Consider the following 17,397-nt stretch of genomic DNA (forward strand, 5'->3'; position numbering starts at 1 on the left):
TCTGGATCTCGCCGAGCTGGCCGACCAGTACCTCGAATTCGGCCGCGACGCGCGCAAGGCGGCCGCCACCCGCACTTGGCTGGTCACGGCCTTCGTCGCCGCGGCCCGCAAACGGCAGGACTTCGCGACCGCGCGCCTCCTCGCGATTCGGCCCGCCGCGCTCGCGGCGACGCCGGCGGCCGACGCCCCGGCGCAGACCACGCCCTCGCTCGAGGACTTCGCCGCCGAGCACGATCCGGATGGCTTCTATACCGAGAAAGAGCTGCTCGATCTGTTCGCCGCCCGGCATGCCGGCACGGACGCCGACGCCGGCGCGACCTTGCGTCGACAGCAGCGCAACGCCCGCCTACGCGCGCGGCAGATGGCGGCGCTCGACGCGCTCGCGCGCCTAGTGGTCGAGGATCCGCGCCCCGAGCACCACGTGCTCGGCTGGTTCGATACCGCCGTCGCGCTACGTCTGGCCGACGTCGGCCTCGCCACCATCAGCCAGTTGGTCGAGACGATCAACGCGGTCGGCTACCGCTGGTACCGACGCGTGCCGCGCCTGGGCGAGATCGGCGCCCGTCGCATTACCTCGTGGCTGGCGCACTACGGGGACGTCGCCGGCCTGCAGCTGGGCGCAGGCGTGCAAACCCACCCGTCCGAATACACCCTGCCGGCGCCACGGCTCGCCGCAGCCGGCCCCGTCACCGCGATTGTGCCGCTCGAGCGCTTCTTGCTGCCGCCCGAGCTGGACGGCTCGCATGGCACGCACCGCAATCTCGTCAGCAACAACAGCCGCGCCAACAACGACCGCGAGGCGATTGATTTCTGGCTCGCCGACTACGAGAACCCGCATACGCGGCAGCGCTACCGCACCGAAGCCGAGCGGCTGCTGCTCTGGGCGATCTTCGTGAAGCGCAAGGCGCTGTCGAGCCTCGACACCGATGATGCGCGCGACTATATCAACGGCTTCCTGATCGATCCGCAGCCGGCCAGCCAATGGGTCATGACGGGCACCGCGCATCGCGGCGATCTGGACTGGCGGCCATTCCGCGGCCCCCTGTCGGTCAAGAGCCGGCAGGACGCGCTGTCCGCGCTGAAGAAATTCTTCAGCGAGCTGGTCGACGCGCAGTATCTGGATCACAACGCCTTCGCAAAAATCCGGGTGTTCACCGGTTCCACGCACGACGCCGCCGGCAACGAGCGGCGCGTGGCCGCGAAGTCTCGCCTGCAGATCGAGCATGGCTTGACCTCCGATGCCTGGCGCTTCGCGATGCGGGTGCTGGACACGATGCCGGACACGGCTGCCGCGACACGCACGCGCTTTGTGCTGGGGTTTGCGTACAGCACGGGGCTGCGGCGCGCCGAGCTTTGCGGCGCCTTCACGGACGACGTGCAGGAGCGCTACGCCGGGCCGGAACTGGGAACCATCCGCTTGCTGCGTGTGGTCGGCAAGCGCGCGAAGGAACGCTTCGTGCCACTGGTGCCGGCGGTGCTGGCGCTGATGGGCGACTATCTCGAATCGCGCGGCCTGCCGCGCGATCCCCTCGCCTGCCCGGCCGCAACCCCGCTGATCCCAGCGCTGCTGTCGAACGCCGAGATCGGTCAGATCCGGCGCGCGGCAAGGGCGAGCAAAACCGATCCGGCGTCCGAACTCGCGGCCCGCGCGCAGCAGACCGGGCCGATCCATTCGGTGCAGCTCTACAAGGCGATCAAGCAGTTTTTCGCGATGGCGACTTCAGCGGCGCTGCGCGAGGACTCACCGCACGCACGGGCCTTCAGCCTGGCCAGTCCGCACTGGCTGCGACACACATTTGTGTCGCACGCACTGGCCAATGGGATGAGTCTCGAGAGTGCGCGAAATTTTGCCGGTCACGATTCGCTCGACACCACATCGATCTACGCGACTGCGGAGCTTGGCCGCCAATACCGAGAGGCCGAGACCTTCCTTAGATTAGCTACAGCTTAGCGCGGCGCGGGTCCATCAAAGTCGATTGATGGCGAATCGCCCCAGAATCGGAAGTATCTGCGACGCCAATATTGCTGTTATGACCGCCAGTCTGAAGGTGTCCGACGAAACACCATCAACGATGGCGATGACGACCCACCTTCGACTTCTCCGAGATTAAGTCTGAGTTAACTCCGTGGGAGTTATCGAACTACCAGATGATCTACGACTTCCGTCCTTACAGGCCAACGATCTCCCAGATAATCTGGGACATTGCGACCGAGAGTGCACTGCGGCCATCTGCGGGTGCGTAGCGGAAAGTCAGTATATAAGGCAAAAAATCGAGACTTTGGATTCTCGCAATCCGCAAAACGACGAGGTATCAGTCGGCGCTCCACAATCCTTTCCGCTGGCGAGACGGTTCGTGATTGCCTCGGTCGCGCAAGCAGGTCGCAGTTTCAACGTAGAAACTGGATCTGCCAGCATTCGGCGTCACGCTCAGCATGCGAGCTTTGTCGGTTGACCCGGGGGCTGTAACTGTTTGGCCCGTTCAGTTTCCACGTAGAAACTGACCGCCCCCGAGAATCGGATAAGAATTCTCCGTGGAGCCTCACCGACGACATCGACCGCAGTTTCAACGTAGAAACTCGATCTGCGAGCATTCGGCGTCACGCTCAACATGCGAGCGTTGAAGATTGATCCGACGTCTGTAGTTGCTTGGCCCACTCAGTTTCAACATAGAAACTGAACGTCTCCCGAGCAACCGAAAAGGGCTCTCCGGTGCGCCTCGCCGAGGACACCGACCGCAAAAAGTTGCCTTCGAGCCCGCAGTACGCGGCCGCAGTTTCTACGTCGAAACTGCCCGCCGCGGCGCCAGGACGGAGGGCGAAAAACTACGCACGATTCAAGCGGTCGCACAAAAGACTGGCAAATGCCAGTTTTCGTTCGATTCACACCCCCTCCGCTGCACCGTTAAGCCGCCAAAGATGGTGCTGGCCGTGCCCCAAGTTTCTACGTAGAAACTGCTCCTGGGAAGCACGCGACGCTACAAGTTCTGGTTGAGTTGTCGCTCCCGCTCCCTTGAATTTCTCAAAAGTGTGTCGTTTTTCTTGATGTTTTTCGGGTGGCATCCTAATATTCCCGGCAGCCGCTTGGCGCGCAGTTTCTATGTAGAAACTGCTCCTGCCCGAGCATCAAGTGCATAAGGAGAACGCATGGCAGCGAAAATTATTGCCGTCTTCAACCAGAAAGGAGGGTCGGGGAAAACAACGACCTCGACGAATATCGCAGGCGCCTTCGGCATGCGAGGCTACCGGACCATGCTCGTCGACTTGGACGAGCAGGGCACCGCGACACTCTCAGTCGGCGCAGCCCCAGATGATCGACCGTACCCGGCGGCTATTTCGAACCTGGCGCTAAGTCCTCGGCCAGATCGGGAGATCGCAAAGTACGTGAACGATTATGATTTTATTGTCATTGACTGTCCGCCCGCCATTAAATCGGCTGCGCCCTCTGTTGCCCTCCTTATTTCCGATCTGGGACTGATTCCCATCGCAGCGTCGGGCGGCAATCTCTGGGCGGTTCAAGAGGCAAAAAAACTCGGTATGGAGGCCCAGATCCGCAACCCGGATCTCAAGCTTCGTTCATTCGCGAACATGAACCAGAACGTCACGATCGTGAAGCAGATCTTTGAAGCTGCAGCTGGAGACGATGAGCTTCCCATGCTGAAAACGAAGCTCGGCTTCCGCACCGCGTACAAGGAAGCAGAGGTATCCGGCGCTACCGTCCTTCAACTCCGCTCGGCCAAGGCCGCCCACAAAGAATTGAATGATCTTGTCGACGAAATTCTCGAAGTTCTCGAGGTGCGAGCATGAGTAAGAAAGACTTCTCTGCGGCGCTTAATGCCGGCGTAAAGCGCGACCAGACAATGCGAGAGACGGCGACACCGTCGAGGTTCGACCGCGTAGATGAAGCATTGAGCGGCCGAAGCAGCCTGTTGGATCAGCCCAAGGAGAATGTCGCTGCCCCGACAAGCTCGGCTGCAGAAGCGTATTTGGCAAGCCTGGAACAAGCAGGGAAGGTGCAGGCGCGGTACATAACGATGCCAATAAGCCATATCGACGACAACCCTCTCAACAGTCGCACGATCTACAAAGAAGAGCTCATCGCCGCGCGCGCAGCCTCAATGGCGCGAGATGGCCAACTTGTCCCCGTACTCGCCGGCCGCCATCCCGACTTCCCAGATCGCGCGATCTTGATCGACGGACAGTTCCGGAAACTCGGAGCACTCCGCAATCGTACCGAGACGCTGGATGTCAAACTGCTCGAAGGCCTAGATCCGATCGACTTCTATCGCCTTGCTCGAGCGGCAAACAACGAGCGCGAACAAGAAACCGTTCTGGACGTTGCACTCGGGTACAAGAAGCTTCTCGATCAAGGCCATGCAAAGTCCAACGACGAGCTGGCGGTCTTGGTGGAGGAGGGTAAGTCCAAGGTCAGCAAGATTCTCGCGCTGCTGGAGTTGCCGCAGTCCGTCTTGGACGTGATCGCTTCGCAGCCCAAACAATTCGGCCTTTCGACTAGTTATGAACTCACACTGTACCTAAAGGCCGCAGACGAGAAGCGCACCTTGGCATTTGCGGAGCGCATTCGTGATGAGGAGCTTCCCTTTCAAAAGGTGAAGGCTATCCGCGAGAGCCTCGAGAATGGCCGCGCACCCCGGAAGTCACTTTCGCGACAGTACAAGGTGTCAACTGACGACGGGGCTGAGATTGGTGCAATCAAGGAGTGGGGTGATGGGAAAGTCCGCGTCGACCTCGTCCTTGGATCGGCAGAAAAAGCTGAGGCTTACGTCGCTGCCTTCAAGAGACTCCTTGCAGACGATGGACACCAACTGAAGTAAGAGCCCAATACACCGGCGCCGGCCGCCCAGGAAATGGCACTTGGTGTCAACGCCGATTAGAAACTGACCCACCTTTCGGCGATTCGCCGAAGTAAATCTGACCCACCCGGGTCCTGTGTCACGCGGCTGCTTTCGCGCTTGCCCGCGTTCCTGTTTGTCCCGCTTTTCGCTTGTCCTTGAGCCGGTAGCTCTCGCCACTGATTTGCACGATATGGGCGTGATGCAAGAGCCGGTCGAGCATGGCGGCCGTGAGCGTCTGGTCGTCTGCAAACGCCGTGGCCCACTGTGTGAACGGGAGGTTGCTCGTCAACACGATGGAGCCGCGCTCGTAGCGTTTGGCGACGACATTGAAGAACAGGTTCGCCTCCTCGCGCCCGAACGGCAGATAGCCGATTTCGTCGATGACGAGAAGCCTTGGCCCGATGACCGCACGATTGAAGAACTCTCGCAATCGATTCTGCTGGCGCGCCGTCGCCAGTTGCATCATCAGGTCCGCTGCCGTGATGAATCGCGTCTTGATACCGGCCTGTGTTGCCCGATAGGCCAGTGCGCTCGCGAGGTGTGTCTTGCCAACCCCCGATGGGCCGAGCAACACAACGTTCTCGGCCCGCTCGATGAACGCCAGACTTCCCAGCTCCTGTATTTGCGCCCGTGGCACACCGCTGGCGAAGCCGAAGTCGTATTGCTCCAGTGTCTTGATTGCGGGCAGCGCGGCGAGCTTCGTGAGTGTTTGGCGCTTACGCTCCTCGCGCGCCCCGAGTTCTGCGTGTAGCAGTTGCTCCAGGAAGTCGGCCAGGCTCGCATCGGTCGTTGCAGTGTGCTGTGCGAGCGCTCCCCAGTCACTTGAGATGCGGTCGAGCTTGAGCTGTTTGCACAGGCTGGCAATTCGTTCGTGCTGGAGATTCATGCGGCGACCTCCAGCAGGGCGTCATACACCGCCAGAGGATGCTGGAGACTCTCGCGCGGCAGCACCCGGCGCAGCTTCGAGGGCGCAGGTCTTGGCATCGATGTCGGCGCGGGCAACGGCAGCAGTGCTGCCTGCTCGAGTGCCAGCCTCGCGGCGGGTCGCTCACGCGTGGTGGCGTGCACGCGCACGTTGGCGACTTCCGCAAGCCACCGGCCGATACGCGCATTGGCGGCTTCGACGTCCAGCTTCAGCCCCGACTGCTTGAGCGTGGCCGCGAGCGGTACCACGAAGCTCTCCTTCAGATAGCGGTTGAAGCGTTCGACCTTCCCCTTGGTCTTCGCCCGATAGGGCTGGCAGACCTTCGGCGTGAAGCCATAGGCTTCGGCCACAGCAAGCAACTGCGTGTTCCACCGATGCTCGCCTTCACCGAACGCATCGCGTTCGATAACTACGGACTTCGCGTTATCGAACAGCACCTGCTCGGGCGTGCCGCCGAAGTAGACAAACGCTTCACGCAGGCACTCGCACAACGTCGCGGCGTCCTCGCCGGCGGTGAAGCGCACGAAACTTGCCCGGCTGTATCCGAGCGTCGCGACCAGTGCCAGAAGCGGCGCGCGGCCACGGCGGATGACCGTGAAGTCGGCCTGCATCTGCTTGCCCGGCGGCGTCTCGAATCGCACCACCGGCTCGGGCTCAGCACGCTTGTACGGTGCCAGGAATGCCTTGAGCTGGCTGATACCGCCTTCGTAGCCGGCTTCCTGCAGTTCACGAAGCAGCACTGTCGCCGGAATCCAGTGCGGTCGTGCAGCGACGACACGCTCGAGCAGATAGTCCTTGAACGGGTCGAGCTTCGTCGGACGTGGCTCGCGTTGCTTGTAACGGGCCGCCTGCTCATCGCGCAGATAGCGACGCACCGTGTTGCGCGACAAGCCCGTTTGCCGCGCTATCTCACGCACCGCCGTTCCCCGTCTTGCCAATACCTTGATTTCCACTGCTTGCTCCTGAGTCAGCATCGGCGGCAAAAAGCCGCCATCCTCTCCCAGGTGGGTCAGGTTTACCTCGGCGGGTGGGTCAGTTTTACATCGGCGCTAACAACTTGGGCGGCGTTCACTCCACGATGGACTGTCATCCACGTCGCGCGAGGGATGTGCAGCGGAGCCTTTGCAATTCAGCCTCCGGCAGTCTCCGCAACACTTGTTTCCTCAAAGGGTACATCGCCGTCCAACGCCAGCCGGCTCTGCGGATTCTGGATAAACTGGAAATCGAGCGAATTCACAGCGCGACCGAGCTTCACCGGCGTCCACGAAATGACGAGATCTGCCTTTGCGTTCAGTTCGTTCACTGCGGTCTCAATTACGCGACGCTTGATGTCAGCAAAACGATATGTCGCAGGAATCTCGAGCACGTGCCGGAAGTCTTCCAACGTGATCAGGAGGCGCCCACGATCTCGCTCTCGCATCAGCAACTCTAGTAGCCGCCACGAATAGAGCGACTGCAGGCCCCGAGCGAACTCAAGTTGGTACGAGACAAAGCGGCGCTGCAACATGAAGATGTGCGGCGTCAGATCCGGGGAAAAGGAAACCTCTGCCCATCCTTCACGTTCGTGATAGACAGCTTTCCACACCCAGTTCAGGACGACTTTCTTCGGGCCATCCATATACGTCAACTGGCGCTTCTGAAGACTTGCGCAGCCTTCCTTCAACCCTTCATACGCTGCCGTCGCCTGCTTCTCGCCAGACCGTGGAGCAAGTGCCGCAAGGGCAGCAAACTCGTCTGCCCGCACACGAACGCTCACATAGCCGTTACCCTTGCCATGCAAATATGGCGACTTCTTGCTGTCTATGCATCGGAGCGCGGCCATCATTACCCGCTTCTCGTTAAGAGTCAGCCCTTGTTGAGCATTTACGAGAGCACGGCTCATGGCTACGGTACCCTTTACTCGGCCATCCCCGTCCAGAGGCGGCTCGTCCGACGGCTCGATCTGGAAAGGTTCAAGCGCAACAATCTCGACCTGGGCCGGCTCGAGCTGATTTTTTGCCTTTTTGTTCACAAAGGTGACCTTCAGCGGGAAGTGTCACAATTATAAGGTGACATCGCCAAGGTGCAAGTCACCGTTGTGGATAACGGTCGAATTTTGTCACTCCCAGCCCGGTCTGTGTCCACTTAGGGTCGGATTACGTCACACCGAGGTCGGTATACGTCACAGTTGTTTGACTGTGACCGCCCGCAAATCCTTGCCAGGTAAGCGTCTGCGGGCAGCGGCACAGCGTTTACAAAAGGTTTTACAAACGGTTTTATAAACTGTCTTACAAAGAGGCCTCATAGAAAGTTGCTCCCAAACAACAAAACCACCCCAAAACCCACCCGAGGTGCTCATCGCACCCTCTGAAATGTGACTTTTTCCGACCCAGATCGTCCGATTCGCCATGCGTAACGTCTTGTTGGATAGCAAAAGCATCGCCGGGACTCTCGAAAGGTGACGCTTTCCGACCTCGATGACCAAAAGAGGCTAAGTACTCACTCACTTTTCGCCGGAACAGCCATGAGGGCATGATCGTCAGCGCCGCTGGGTCGGAAAACGTCACCTTTAAGGCCAGCTTGAGCGACAGGCCGTGTGAGAGCTGGATCTGCTGTGCTTGAGGTGGGTGCGTCGGGTCGGAAAATGTCACCGATCCAGAATTCTGACGCGCCAAGAGCGATGTCGTCGCGAAAGTAAATTTCCCCAGGTCGGAATCTGTCACCCTTACGCTCGCGTCGTTGGGTCGGAATACGTCACCCTTTGCTCGTTAATGCAGGTCGAAAAATGTCACTTTTCTCGAGGCGTCCCGGGTCGGCAAATGTCACTTTTCACGCGATGAAGACACGGGTCGGAATTTGTCACGGTTTCTGGTACTGCAATGGGTCGGAATACGTCACCACAGGACAGCCGGATGTAGGTCGGAATTTGTCATAGATAGCCATCCTGCTTGGGTCGGAAAACGTCACCGTCAGAAAAACCCGGCGACGCATTCCGTTCTGGCGTCTTGGGTGTCTACATGCAGGTCGGATAATGTCACCGATCTGGCAACAGCACTCCAGGGTCGGAATTTGTCACCTGATTGGCTCGCATACCAATGAGCCTCGCGGAATGGTGCACCGCCGTCAGCATCTACGTGCTTAGCCGGATCGTCCAAGCAATGATGGAAGGAGAACGTTCACTAGGTCTTCCAATACGGAAAGATGAGGGATCACACGCTGAATATGAGGGGAGTCGATTCTGATGTGTCGGCCGCTTGCTCCTGGAGACAACCTCAGCGCAAGACGATCTTCGGCTCGGGAAACGCCGGTACACAGGATCGATCTCACGTTCGCTGAAGCGGTCGCGGTTGGCACCGACAACGCCCTTCGAACGACTACCTCGGCGCCAAGCTCGCGAATCAACTTCGTGACGATTTCCACTGTGCGAAAAGAGACACCGTCCGGGCCGCCAAACGCTGCGATCACTTCGACCGGGAGCAGAGATGCTTGGATTGAGCGTGTGACGATGGCCTTCGACACATCGAGGTCTGCGGCCAGCCTTGCTTGACTGGGCCACAGCTCGAGATCTAACTGTTGACGATAAAACTGCCCCAAAACTACAGGCGGAGAATCAACCCTGCGCAGATCGTCATGTCGCGTAATTGCAGTCAAACGGTCTTGAAGTGCGTGGGTGTTCTCAGCGGAAGGACTCTTGCATGAATCGGAAAATGTCATAGAAGGGGACGGTCATTGGCCATTGATTGTTGTCATTTCTGAAAAAAGCCACGCAACCGGTTGTGGGGGGGCGCCGGTATGCCGCGAACAACGATCGCACGCAAGCCATTGTTTTTGCGAAGCACTTGAGGTGATCCTCCTCGCGTGGCGGACATCGTGCTGCGTGCAACGCGTGCAACGATCAGCGTCCCGATTCTATCGTTGTGGGCGCAAATGCAAGACTGGAAAGCTCACCCATTCTGGGTAGCTTTCTCCTTACTCCCCTGCAACCGGTTGAGTGCTTGTGGTCGCCGCTTATGCTCTTCAGCCCATCGCGAAAAGGTCCCTGAAATGACGGCTCTTTTCCCAAGTGCCGTTGTGGCCTCGGCTGTTCCAATTGATCCGACTCAATTGGAACTCCGTGATGCGATTCCCCAGACTCTTTCCCCGTAGCAAGAAGCAGGTCGCGCTGTCGCCAGCGCCAGGCCACTACTCGAACGACGATCCGGAAACGATGATCTTCGATCAGGGGACGCGTCTGCGTGTCGAAGCCAATCATTGGAAGACTTTCTGCTTCATCCTCGCGTTCATCACGGGCGGTGCCGTCTATACGCGTAACCCGCCGCCGTCCGTCGTGAAGTCGTATGGCGTTTCATCTGACGCTGGCGGTAATCCGTTGGTCAAGCAACTGGCCGCGTACAACCCGGACGACCAAGCGAAGCGCGCCGCGATCAAACAGGACGTGGAGCACTGGTTCACGATCGAGCCGGTTCTCACCGACGACATTCGCACATCCCGACTCGCCAAGAACATCAACGCGGTGAAGGCCAAGATGGTCGGCAACGCGAAGAACCAGTTCGCGACGTGGATCAGCGACGACAAGCCATTTGACCTGATCACGTCCAATCCGAAGTTGGTCCGTGAGCCCAAGGTCACGAACGTGTCGCTGCTCGAGGATTCGACTGTCGTCGTTGAGTTCACGACGTCGACGCGGCAATCCCCCGCCGACAAACCGGTCGAGATCCGCTACGCACTCACGATGCGCTACCAGATCATTCCGCCGACGGCCGAAGACGTGCTCGGCACGAATCCGTACGGTCTCTACTACCCGTACTTCACTCTCCAGAAGACCGGCGCATGAAACGACCACGTTCCCTCCTGACCTGGAGTGCGCTCGCGTTGATCGCGGCGTCGGCCCACGCATTCGCGGCGAGGAGCGCGACCAGTCCTATCACGCCGGTCCCGAACTTTGATGTCGGGAGCATCATCGGCGACGCGATGAGCCCGGTGAACCCGTATAACTCGGGCGCTGACCCGATCACCATGCCCGGCGACGCGCGCATGGCCGTGTTTTCGTACAGCCGAGACCAGATTTTCCGCGTGATGACGGCGCCGCTGAAGCTCACGACGATTGAGCTCGAGCGCGGCGAGAGTCTGATCAGCGAACCCGCGATGGGTGACTCCGTGCAGTGGGTCATCGACACCGACGGGGCAAACCATGTCTACGTGAAGCCCACCAAGCCGGGGCTCGTCAACACGATGCACTTGAGCACGAACAAGCGTGAGTACGAGCTCACGCTCGTCTCGTCGCCCCTGGGCGGCTTGTTCTATCAGAACGTGCGCTTCAACTATCCGAATTCGCTGATGGCGAAGGTCCGCACGCGCGGAAACGCGGCGACCGACGACCACGATGGGGACCATGCCGGCCAATCGGACTCTGGGCCGATCGGCGTGCCGCCCGACAAGCTGAACTTCGAGTATTCCGTGTCCGGCACGAGTTCGCTCAAGCCTGAGACGGTCTTCGACGACGGTACGTTCATCTGGATCCGGATGCCGCCGCGCACGCCGTTTGCCGTGCCGACGATCAAGGACGGCGGTGACATCGTTAGCCCGAACTTTATTCGCCGCGGCCCGTACATCGTCATCCAGCGACTGGCGGACGAAGTGAAGCTCACGCGGCCGGGCGAGGAAGTGACGATTACCCGCGGCCGGCGCGGCCTGTTCGGATTCTGAGGACGGTATGGCAATGCAGACCGACCCGTCCAGCGCGCAAGAAAAGACCTTGCTTAAGGGCAAGGTGCCGCGCAACGTCATGATCGCGATCGGAGCGATTGGCGCGATCGCAATTGGCTCCCTCGGCTATTACACGCAGACCGTCGAATCCAACAAGGCAGAAGCGGAGGCGCTGAACGCAAAACGCCAACGTGCGGCCGATGCGATCGACAAGAGCAATGCCGACAAGGCAGATGTCGACAAAATCATCGAGCAGCAACAGGCCGAGGCCCGTCGCCGCGCGGCGGAAGCGGCTGCGGCTGCAAGCGCCGCGGCGGCAACCAATGTGAAAAAGCCGACGCTGTCGGCTGATGCCGTGATGCCGAGTGCCGGCACGGCGCAGCTCAAAGCTTCAAACGACGAAGACACCATCTATGTCTCGCCGATTTTCCGTCCGGGCGTGAAGGTCAAAGACGCCCAGCCGCAGCAGGGCGAATTGCCGCCCGGTGTGATCACGCCGCAGCAGATGCTGCTTCAACAGGCGGCCGCTCGAGACGCTGCGATGAAAGAAGCGGCGGCGCAGGCAGCATTGGCCACGCGAGGCGGCCAGGCCACGGGTGCTACGACTACTCAACAACGCGACAACGCGTTCATGCGAGACGTCGCGCAGCTGAACGACGGCGACAAGGATTTTGCGCGGGCCGGCTTTGTCGGCCAGTCGCACGGCTGCACGCTGTCGCCGCCCGCGAAGATCCCCGTTCTCTCGAACGAGGCACTCAACTCGGATCGTCCCGGCACCGCGTCGCTGACCGTCGAGACCGACGTGTATGCGAACAACGGCGATGGCCGCTGCCTGGTGATTCCGTGGGGTACCACGATCGTTGCGCCCTATAGCTCGGACATTCAGCCAGGCCAGGAGTCGATTCTCGTGGCCGGCGCGGAAATGCGCTTGCCGAACGGCAAGCACGTCCCGCTGTATGGCGCGCAGGGCGCGGACGGCGATGGGGCGGCCGGCTTCAGTGGTCACGTGAACAACCACTTCTGGAAGATCTATTCGACCTCGTTCATGACGGCCATTCTGGTCCGTGCATTCAGCAGTAGCGATCAAACCACCACGTCCGGCCCGCTTGGCGTCACCCAAGCAGGGAGCACGGCAGGGCAGATCGCGGCGCAAACCGCGCAGTCGGTGCTCGAGCGCTACAAGAACATCCCGCCGACCATCACGTCGTCGCCGGGCGAGCGCCACTTCATGCTCAAAATTAATCGGGACATGGTGCTCGAACAGTATCGGGGGCCGCGATGATGGTGCGTATGGCTTTCGTCGCCGCGATCGCATTGGCGAGCGCATACGCGCAGTCGGCCGTGATCTCGCAGGTGATCAGCCCGGTGAGCGTCGTTATTCAAGACGGATCGACGCGCCAGGTCGCTTCGCTGCCCGGCAAGCCAGTCTATTACTGCGGTCTTGATGCGTTCATCGAATGGGCGTCGCCGCTGATCGGTCAGACGGTGCGCAGCTCGCCGGATACGGGCATCACCGTATCGATCGACGGACGCGATGTCGCGCTGGACGATCTGTTCATCGATCGCGGCTGGCTGCAGCCGCTCGTGCTGGATGACGGCGCGCAGGCGGCGCTTGCAGAGCGCCGGGGCGGATGGGCTTGTTCGCGTGCGGTCGTGCCGTTCGAGCTGCTGCACACCAACGTCGATCCGAAGATCCTCGCTGGCATCGCGCTGAACGAATCGAACTACCGTGGTCGCGCGTGGCCGTGGACGCTGAACGTTGCGGGTCAGGGTTACTTCTTCAAGTCGCGCGAGGAAGCGTACAAGGCGATCGAGTTATTGCTCGCGCACGATCGCTGCAATTTCGACGTCGGCCTCATGCAGGTGAACTGGTGCTACCACGGCAAGCGCTTCGCGTCGGCGTGGGATGCGCTCGCACCCGCTGCGAACGTCGCGGTCGCGGAGGCGATCCTCACCGAGAACTTCGCTCGGACCGACTCGGTCGCGAAGGCTATCGCCTATTACCACAGTGCCAATCCCAATCCCGGTCGCTCGTACCTCGCACGGTTCGTTCGGCACCTTTCCATGATCGAGGCAGGCCTGTGAAGCACACGACCAAGTTACTCGCGTGCGCCGCGTCGGCGATCGTGTGTGTTGCCGCGTCGGCGGCGAACACGGATCCGTTCGATTTTGACTACGACATTCTCGGCGGTATCTCCGAACGGCCGGCGCTGATCTTCAACGACGGCGCAAAGACCTATATCCAGCCGCGTGCGGGTCAGGTCATCGTCGCCGAGGGCGGCCACACCGAAGGTCCGTATGTTGTCGTCGAAGGCACGCCGGCGTCGATCGCGTACAAAGTTGGTACCCATTCGGCAACGGCACGCTGGAAGAAGGCGAATACGTTCATCGGTGGCACGGGCGCACTGGCTGCGATGAAGGACGATCAACCGGCAGGGTTCGATGGCTTCACGAACCGGTTGGTGCTGATCGGCACGCGCTCGGCGCTCGCGCCCGTTCGTGCGTTGCACGCTTCGATGCCGGTCGGCAACGTCGTTAAGGCCCTCGTTCCGCAGGGCTGGACGGGTTCGGCGCAAAAGGACGTCGACCTGTCGACGTCGGAGCTATTCGGGACGCGCGATGGCGAGAACTGGATGCAGGCGCTCGATCGCTTGATGACGCAAGCCGGGCTGTACGCGGACGTCGATTTCGGCGCGCAGCACGTGCGCCTGCATCGCGACGCACCGAAATCGGCGGCATTGAACTACGCGTCGTCGAACCGAGATGCCGATGAGGCCGGGTTGAACAGCGTCGTCGCGCGTGTCACGGCTGAACCGCCACCGGTTTCGCGGTTGGCTGAACGCTTCGGTGCGCAGGCGATCCGGGACGGCGACGACACGCACATGCAGATCCGCTTCACGTCGAAGCCGGCCAAGACCGTCACATTCGCGACGCCGGACGGGAAGGTCTTGCGAACGAGCTGGGATGAGGTCAAGGGTGTCCTGACGATCGATCGGGCGGAGCGCTTCGTGGTCGCTGACGCGACTAACCGGGTCGAGGTCACGCGTGATCCGAAGACCGTGTACGACTTCGACCAGCCGAACCCGGCGAAGCTCGAAGCCGTATTCGATCGGGAGGGCCGCACGTACTTCAAGTTCGCGGAATCGGTCGTCCGGGTCGGCGTGACGGATGCGCGCAACCTGGGCATCGGCGAACAGAAGGGCCGGTACTTCATGTTCGAGGGCACGTCCGATCAGTTCGCGGTCACCGCAGACGGCAACACGATTCACGTCAAGCGTCGCAAGGAGGTCGTCTACCGGGAAATGCCGGACGCCGCCCTGCAGGCGAGCGGAGGGCCGACTTCATGACGCGCTTCGTAGCGATCGTCGTCGCCTTGTTGGCATTCACTGCACTGCCGAGTCGGGCGGATTGTCTCGACGACGCGGCGGCATTCCACCGTGTGAATCCGCAGCTGCTGCGTGTGATCGCGCAGCACGAGTCTGGGATGCGCCCGAACGCCGTGAACAGGAACACGAATGGCAGCGAGGACATCGGCCTCATGCAGATCAACACCTCGTGGCTGCCCACGCTGGCGCGCTACGGCATCCGCCGCGAGCACCTCTTCAACGGCTGCGTGAGCGCCTACGTCGGCGCGTGGATTCTCGCGTCGAACGTGCGCCGCTTCGGGCCGAACTGGAAGGCGGTCGGCGCCTACAACGCGGTGACGCCATCCAAGCAGCTCGTCTACGCCAGCGCGATCTATCGCCGCTTTATGCAACAGGGCCGGTAACCATGCAGAAGACACATTCGAATCAGGCGCGAGTTCGCGCGATCGTTGCTGCGGCGCTGGCCGTGTTGAACCTCGCGGCGCACGCTGCAACCGACCCCGCCACGAAATCCATCGACGCCGACGGGTGGCAGGTGCTTGCGTCGGCGCCGAAAGCGCCGCCGATGGCCGCCGAAAACCAGAAGCAGGTGCAGTCCCTGCCGGCTCCCGCGAGCTCGAGCGCGGCCGCGTCGTCGATCGACGTCGCCGCTGTCGTGCTGCCGGGCGCTGGTGCACCGGCCGCGAGCGGCTCGCTGACATTTTCGGTGACGCCGGCGGACGTGAATCTGCGCGACGCGCTCGACCGCTGGCTGCAGCAGCAGGGCTGGCAACTGGCGTGGAAGATCGACGACGACCTCCCGCTGGAATTCAACGCCTCCTTTTCCGGCGACTTCACCTCGGTGCTGCAGCAGGTGATGAAGGCGACGAACCACATGCGCACGCCGACGCGCGCGTGCCGCCACTCGAACAACGTCATCCGCGTGATCGCACGCGCGGGCAATTGCCAGGATTGAGAACCATGCGTGTTCACCTTTTGAAATCCGCCGTCGCGATCGCGGCCGCGCTGATGGCCGCCGGCTGCGCCGTGACGCAGCAGGACGTCAACGACAGCTACGACGCCGCCAACCGCACGATTTCCGACGCACTTGGCAAGGGGCCGGCACCGATGGCGCTCGTGGAGGACGTGCCGACCGCATTCCTCGGTGACCGATTGGTTCCGCTCGCCTATGAGGCAACGCTGCCTGCCGTGTTCCGCGATAAGTCTGTCACGCTTCCCGCAAACCTTGGCATCAAGCAGATCGCCACGCTGATTTCGACAGCGACGGGCTACCCCGTGCACCTGAGCCCGGACGTGTTCGTGCCGCGCGACTCGCTGGTGCCCGGCCAAGCCGAGTCGAAGGGGCAGAACAGTGCCGCGCGAACCGAAGAGCCGATTTATCGGCAGGCGTTCTCGGGGAAGGTCGGGATGTACATGAAGAACATGACGACCGACCTGGGCCTCGACTGGTCGTTTGACGGCAGCTCGATCAACGTGAACCGGTTTGTCACGCGCATGTACCAGATTGCGGCGATCCCCGGCAAGGTGTCGATCAAGTCGACGATGAGCAAGGGCATGGACACGTCGACCGGCAATCAGTCGGGCAGCGGCGGCGGCGGCGGCTCCGGCGGCAATACTGGTTCGTTTTCGGCGCAGACGTCGACTGGCCGTGAAGGCGACTTCGATCAGATCGCCGCGATCACTGCGGAAATCGACAAGCTCAAATCGCCAATGGGCCGTGTGAGCGTGAATCCGCAGAGCCGCCTCGTGATGGTGTACGACACCAAGGAAGCGGCGGACAACATCGGCAAGCTGCTCAAGCACGAGAACGCGATCTCGACGCGTCAGGTGGCCATCACGGTCCGTACCATCCAGATCGCGCTGAATAGGGGTAGCCAGGCGGGCGCGAACGCCGACGTCGTGTTCAACGCGATGCACGCCGGTCTTGCGCGCTACGCGATCAGTTTCACGTCGCCGACTTCGCTCGCCTCGGGCGGGGGCGCGGTAGGTGTGTCGGTGCTGCGCCCCGATGCACCGTTCTCGGGCACCAATGCTGTCGTGAACGCGCTGAACCAGTACGGTCGCACGGTGCAGGACAACACGATGACCAAAATGACGCTCAACGGGCTTCCGGTATCCGTGGCGTCGTTCAAGAGCGACGACTACCTGCGATCGACCACGCCGTCGTCCGGCTCGTTGACCGCGACCTCTGGCGGTGTACCGGGCTTGACGCCGGGCACGATCACAACGGGCGATTTCGTGAACGTCCTTCCGGCCGTCAACGACCACAACCAGATCGTCCTTGCGTACTGGGCGGACAGCTCGAAGCTGAATGGCCCGTTCACCAGTGCGGGTGCTGGGTCGGGCCAAACTCAGCAGCAAATCCAGCTCGCACACACGGTCGGCACGAAGGACGACCAAACCATTGCGCTGTCTGATGGGCAGACGATCGTGCTGTATGGCGCGATCACCGATCAGGCAGACAGCACGACGAATGCAGGTATCGCTGGAATCACGGGTAGCTGGAACAAGGCAAAGTCATTCCAGGTCATCATGCTGAAGGCGACGGTCGTCCCGTCGATGTGATGAC

15 protein-coding genes are annotated in these 17,397 nt (G+C 61.2%); 11 read left to right on the forward strand and 4 right to left on the reverse strand.

Translation table 11 applies throughout. The features are described from left to right. From G3O06_RS03075 to G3O06_RS03085, 3 genes are all read left to right on the forward strand, one after another. Nucleotides 1-1,951 (forward strand): phage integrase family protein (locus tag G3O06_RS03075; protein ID WP_277403685.1); only part of this gene is annotated, 1,951 nt, incomplete at its 5' end. 1,193 nt (nucleotides 1,952-3,144) lie between these two features. Next, nucleotides 3,145-3,804, forward strand: coding sequence for an AAA family ATPase (locus G3O06_RS03080; protein ID WP_176091356.1), 660 nt, complete (start codon nucleotides 3,145-3,147; stop codon nucleotides 3,802-3,804). Next, a complete protein-coding gene (locus G3O06_RS03085; RefSeq protein WP_205814932.1) occupies nucleotides 3,801-4,832 on the forward strand; it encodes a ParB/RepB/Spo0J family partition protein in 1,032 nt (343 codons plus the stop codon). The genes G3O06_RS03080 and G3O06_RS03085 overlap by 4 nt, the downstream gene beginning before the upstream one ends. A 118-nt stretch (nucleotides 4,833-4,950) precedes the next feature. Here G3O06_RS03085 and istB read toward each other — a convergent pair whose 3' ends face one another. The 4 genes from istB to G3O06_RS03105 all read right to left on the reverse strand — a co-directional run bounded on the left by istB (nucleotide 4,951) and on the right by G3O06_RS03105 (nucleotide 8,480). After that, on the reverse strand, nucleotides 4,951-5,739 hold the full coding sequence (gene istB, locus G3O06_RS03090) for an IS21-like element ISRso19 family helper ATPase IstB (protein WP_205814933.1): 789 nt from the start codon (nucleotides 5,737-5,739) through the stop codon (nucleotides 4,951-4,953). After that, nucleotides 5,736-6,752, reverse strand: a complete 1,017-nt coding sequence (istA, locus tag G3O06_RS03095; protein ID WP_205815078.1) for an IS21 family transposase — start codon at nucleotides 6,750-6,752, stop codon at nucleotides 5,736-5,738. The genes istB and istA overlap by 4 nt, the downstream gene beginning before the upstream one ends. 155 nt (nucleotides 6,753-6,907) lie before the next feature. Then, on the reverse strand, nucleotides 6,908-7,789 hold the full coding sequence (locus G3O06_RS03100; RefSeq protein ID WP_205814934.1) for a replication initiation protein: 882 nt from the start codon (nucleotides 7,787-7,789) through the stop codon (nucleotides 6,908-6,910). A gap of 256 nt (nucleotides 7,790-8,045) precedes the next feature. Then, the gene (locus G3O06_RS03105; protein WP_205814935.1) at nucleotides 8,046-8,480 is read right to left on the reverse strand and encodes a hypothetical protein; all 435 of its coding nucleotides are present in this window, start codon (nucleotides 8,478-8,480) and stop codon (nucleotides 8,046-8,048) included. A 1,394-nt stretch (nucleotides 8,481-9,874) separates the two neighbouring features. Between G3O06_RS03105 and G3O06_RS03110 the strand changes: the two genes are divergently transcribed. From G3O06_RS03110 to G3O06_RS03145, 8 genes are read left to right on the forward strand one after another with little or no spacing between them, the layout of a single operon-like run. Continuing rightward, nucleotides 9,875-10,591: a type IV secretion system protein gene (locus G3O06_RS03110; RefSeq protein WP_205814936.1), complete on the forward strand. Its 717-nt coding sequence runs from the start codon at nucleotides 9,875-9,877 to the stop codon at nucleotides 10,589-10,591. Beyond that, on the forward strand, nucleotides 10,588-11,463 hold the full coding sequence (locus G3O06_RS03115) for a TrbG/VirB9 family P-type conjugative transfer protein (RefSeq protein WP_205814937.1): 876 nt from the start codon (nucleotides 10,588-10,590) through the stop codon (nucleotides 11,461-11,463). The genes G3O06_RS03110 and G3O06_RS03115 overlap by 4 nt, the downstream gene beginning before the upstream one ends. Before the next feature lie 7 nt (nucleotides 11,464-11,470). Continuing rightward, entirely contained in the window at nucleotides 11,471-12,745 is a 1,275-nt protein-coding gene (locus G3O06_RS03120; protein WP_205814938.1) for a TrbI/VirB10 family protein, read from the forward strand. Further along, complete coding sequence (locus G3O06_RS03125) at nucleotides 12,742-13,548, forward strand: transglycosylase SLT domain-containing protein (RefSeq protein ID WP_205814939.1); 807 nt, start codon at nucleotides 12,742-12,744, stop codon at nucleotides 13,546-13,548. The genes G3O06_RS03120 and G3O06_RS03125 overlap by 4 nt, the downstream gene beginning before the upstream one ends. Further along, nucleotides 13,545-14,810 (forward strand): TrbG/VirB9 family P-type conjugative transfer protein, encoded by a 1,266-nt coding sequence (locus G3O06_RS03130; RefSeq protein WP_205814940.1) that lies wholly within the window; start codon nucleotides 13,545-13,547, stop codon nucleotides 14,808-14,810. The genes G3O06_RS03125 and G3O06_RS03130 overlap by 4 nt, the downstream gene beginning before the upstream one ends. Continuing rightward, nucleotides 14,807-15,232, forward strand: a complete 426-nt coding sequence (locus G3O06_RS03135) for a lytic transglycosylase domain-containing protein (RefSeq protein ID WP_205814941.1) — start codon at nucleotides 14,807-14,809, stop codon at nucleotides 15,230-15,232. Before G3O06_RS03130 ends, G3O06_RS03135 begins: the two co-directional genes overlap by 4 nt. Nucleotides 15,233-15,234: 2 nt before the next feature. Then, nucleotides 15,235-15,783, forward strand: coding sequence for a toxin co-regulated pilus biosynthesis Q family protein (locus G3O06_RS03140; RefSeq protein WP_205814942.1), 549 nt, complete (start codon nucleotides 15,235-15,237; stop codon nucleotides 15,781-15,783). 5 nt (nucleotides 15,784-15,788) lie between these two features. Next, a complete protein-coding gene (locus G3O06_RS03145; protein ID WP_205814943.1) occupies nucleotides 15,789-17,393 on the forward strand; it encodes a type II secretory pathway protein in 1,605 nt (534 codons plus the stop codon). The last annotated feature ends 4 nt before the right edge of the window (nucleotides 17,394-17,397 follow it).

It is taken from the genome of Burkholderia sp. Ac-20345, from assembly GCF_017104825.1.
Classification (GTDB): domain Bacteria; phylum Pseudomonadota; class Gammaproteobacteria; order Burkholderiales; family Burkholderiaceae; genus Burkholderia; species Burkholderia lata_B.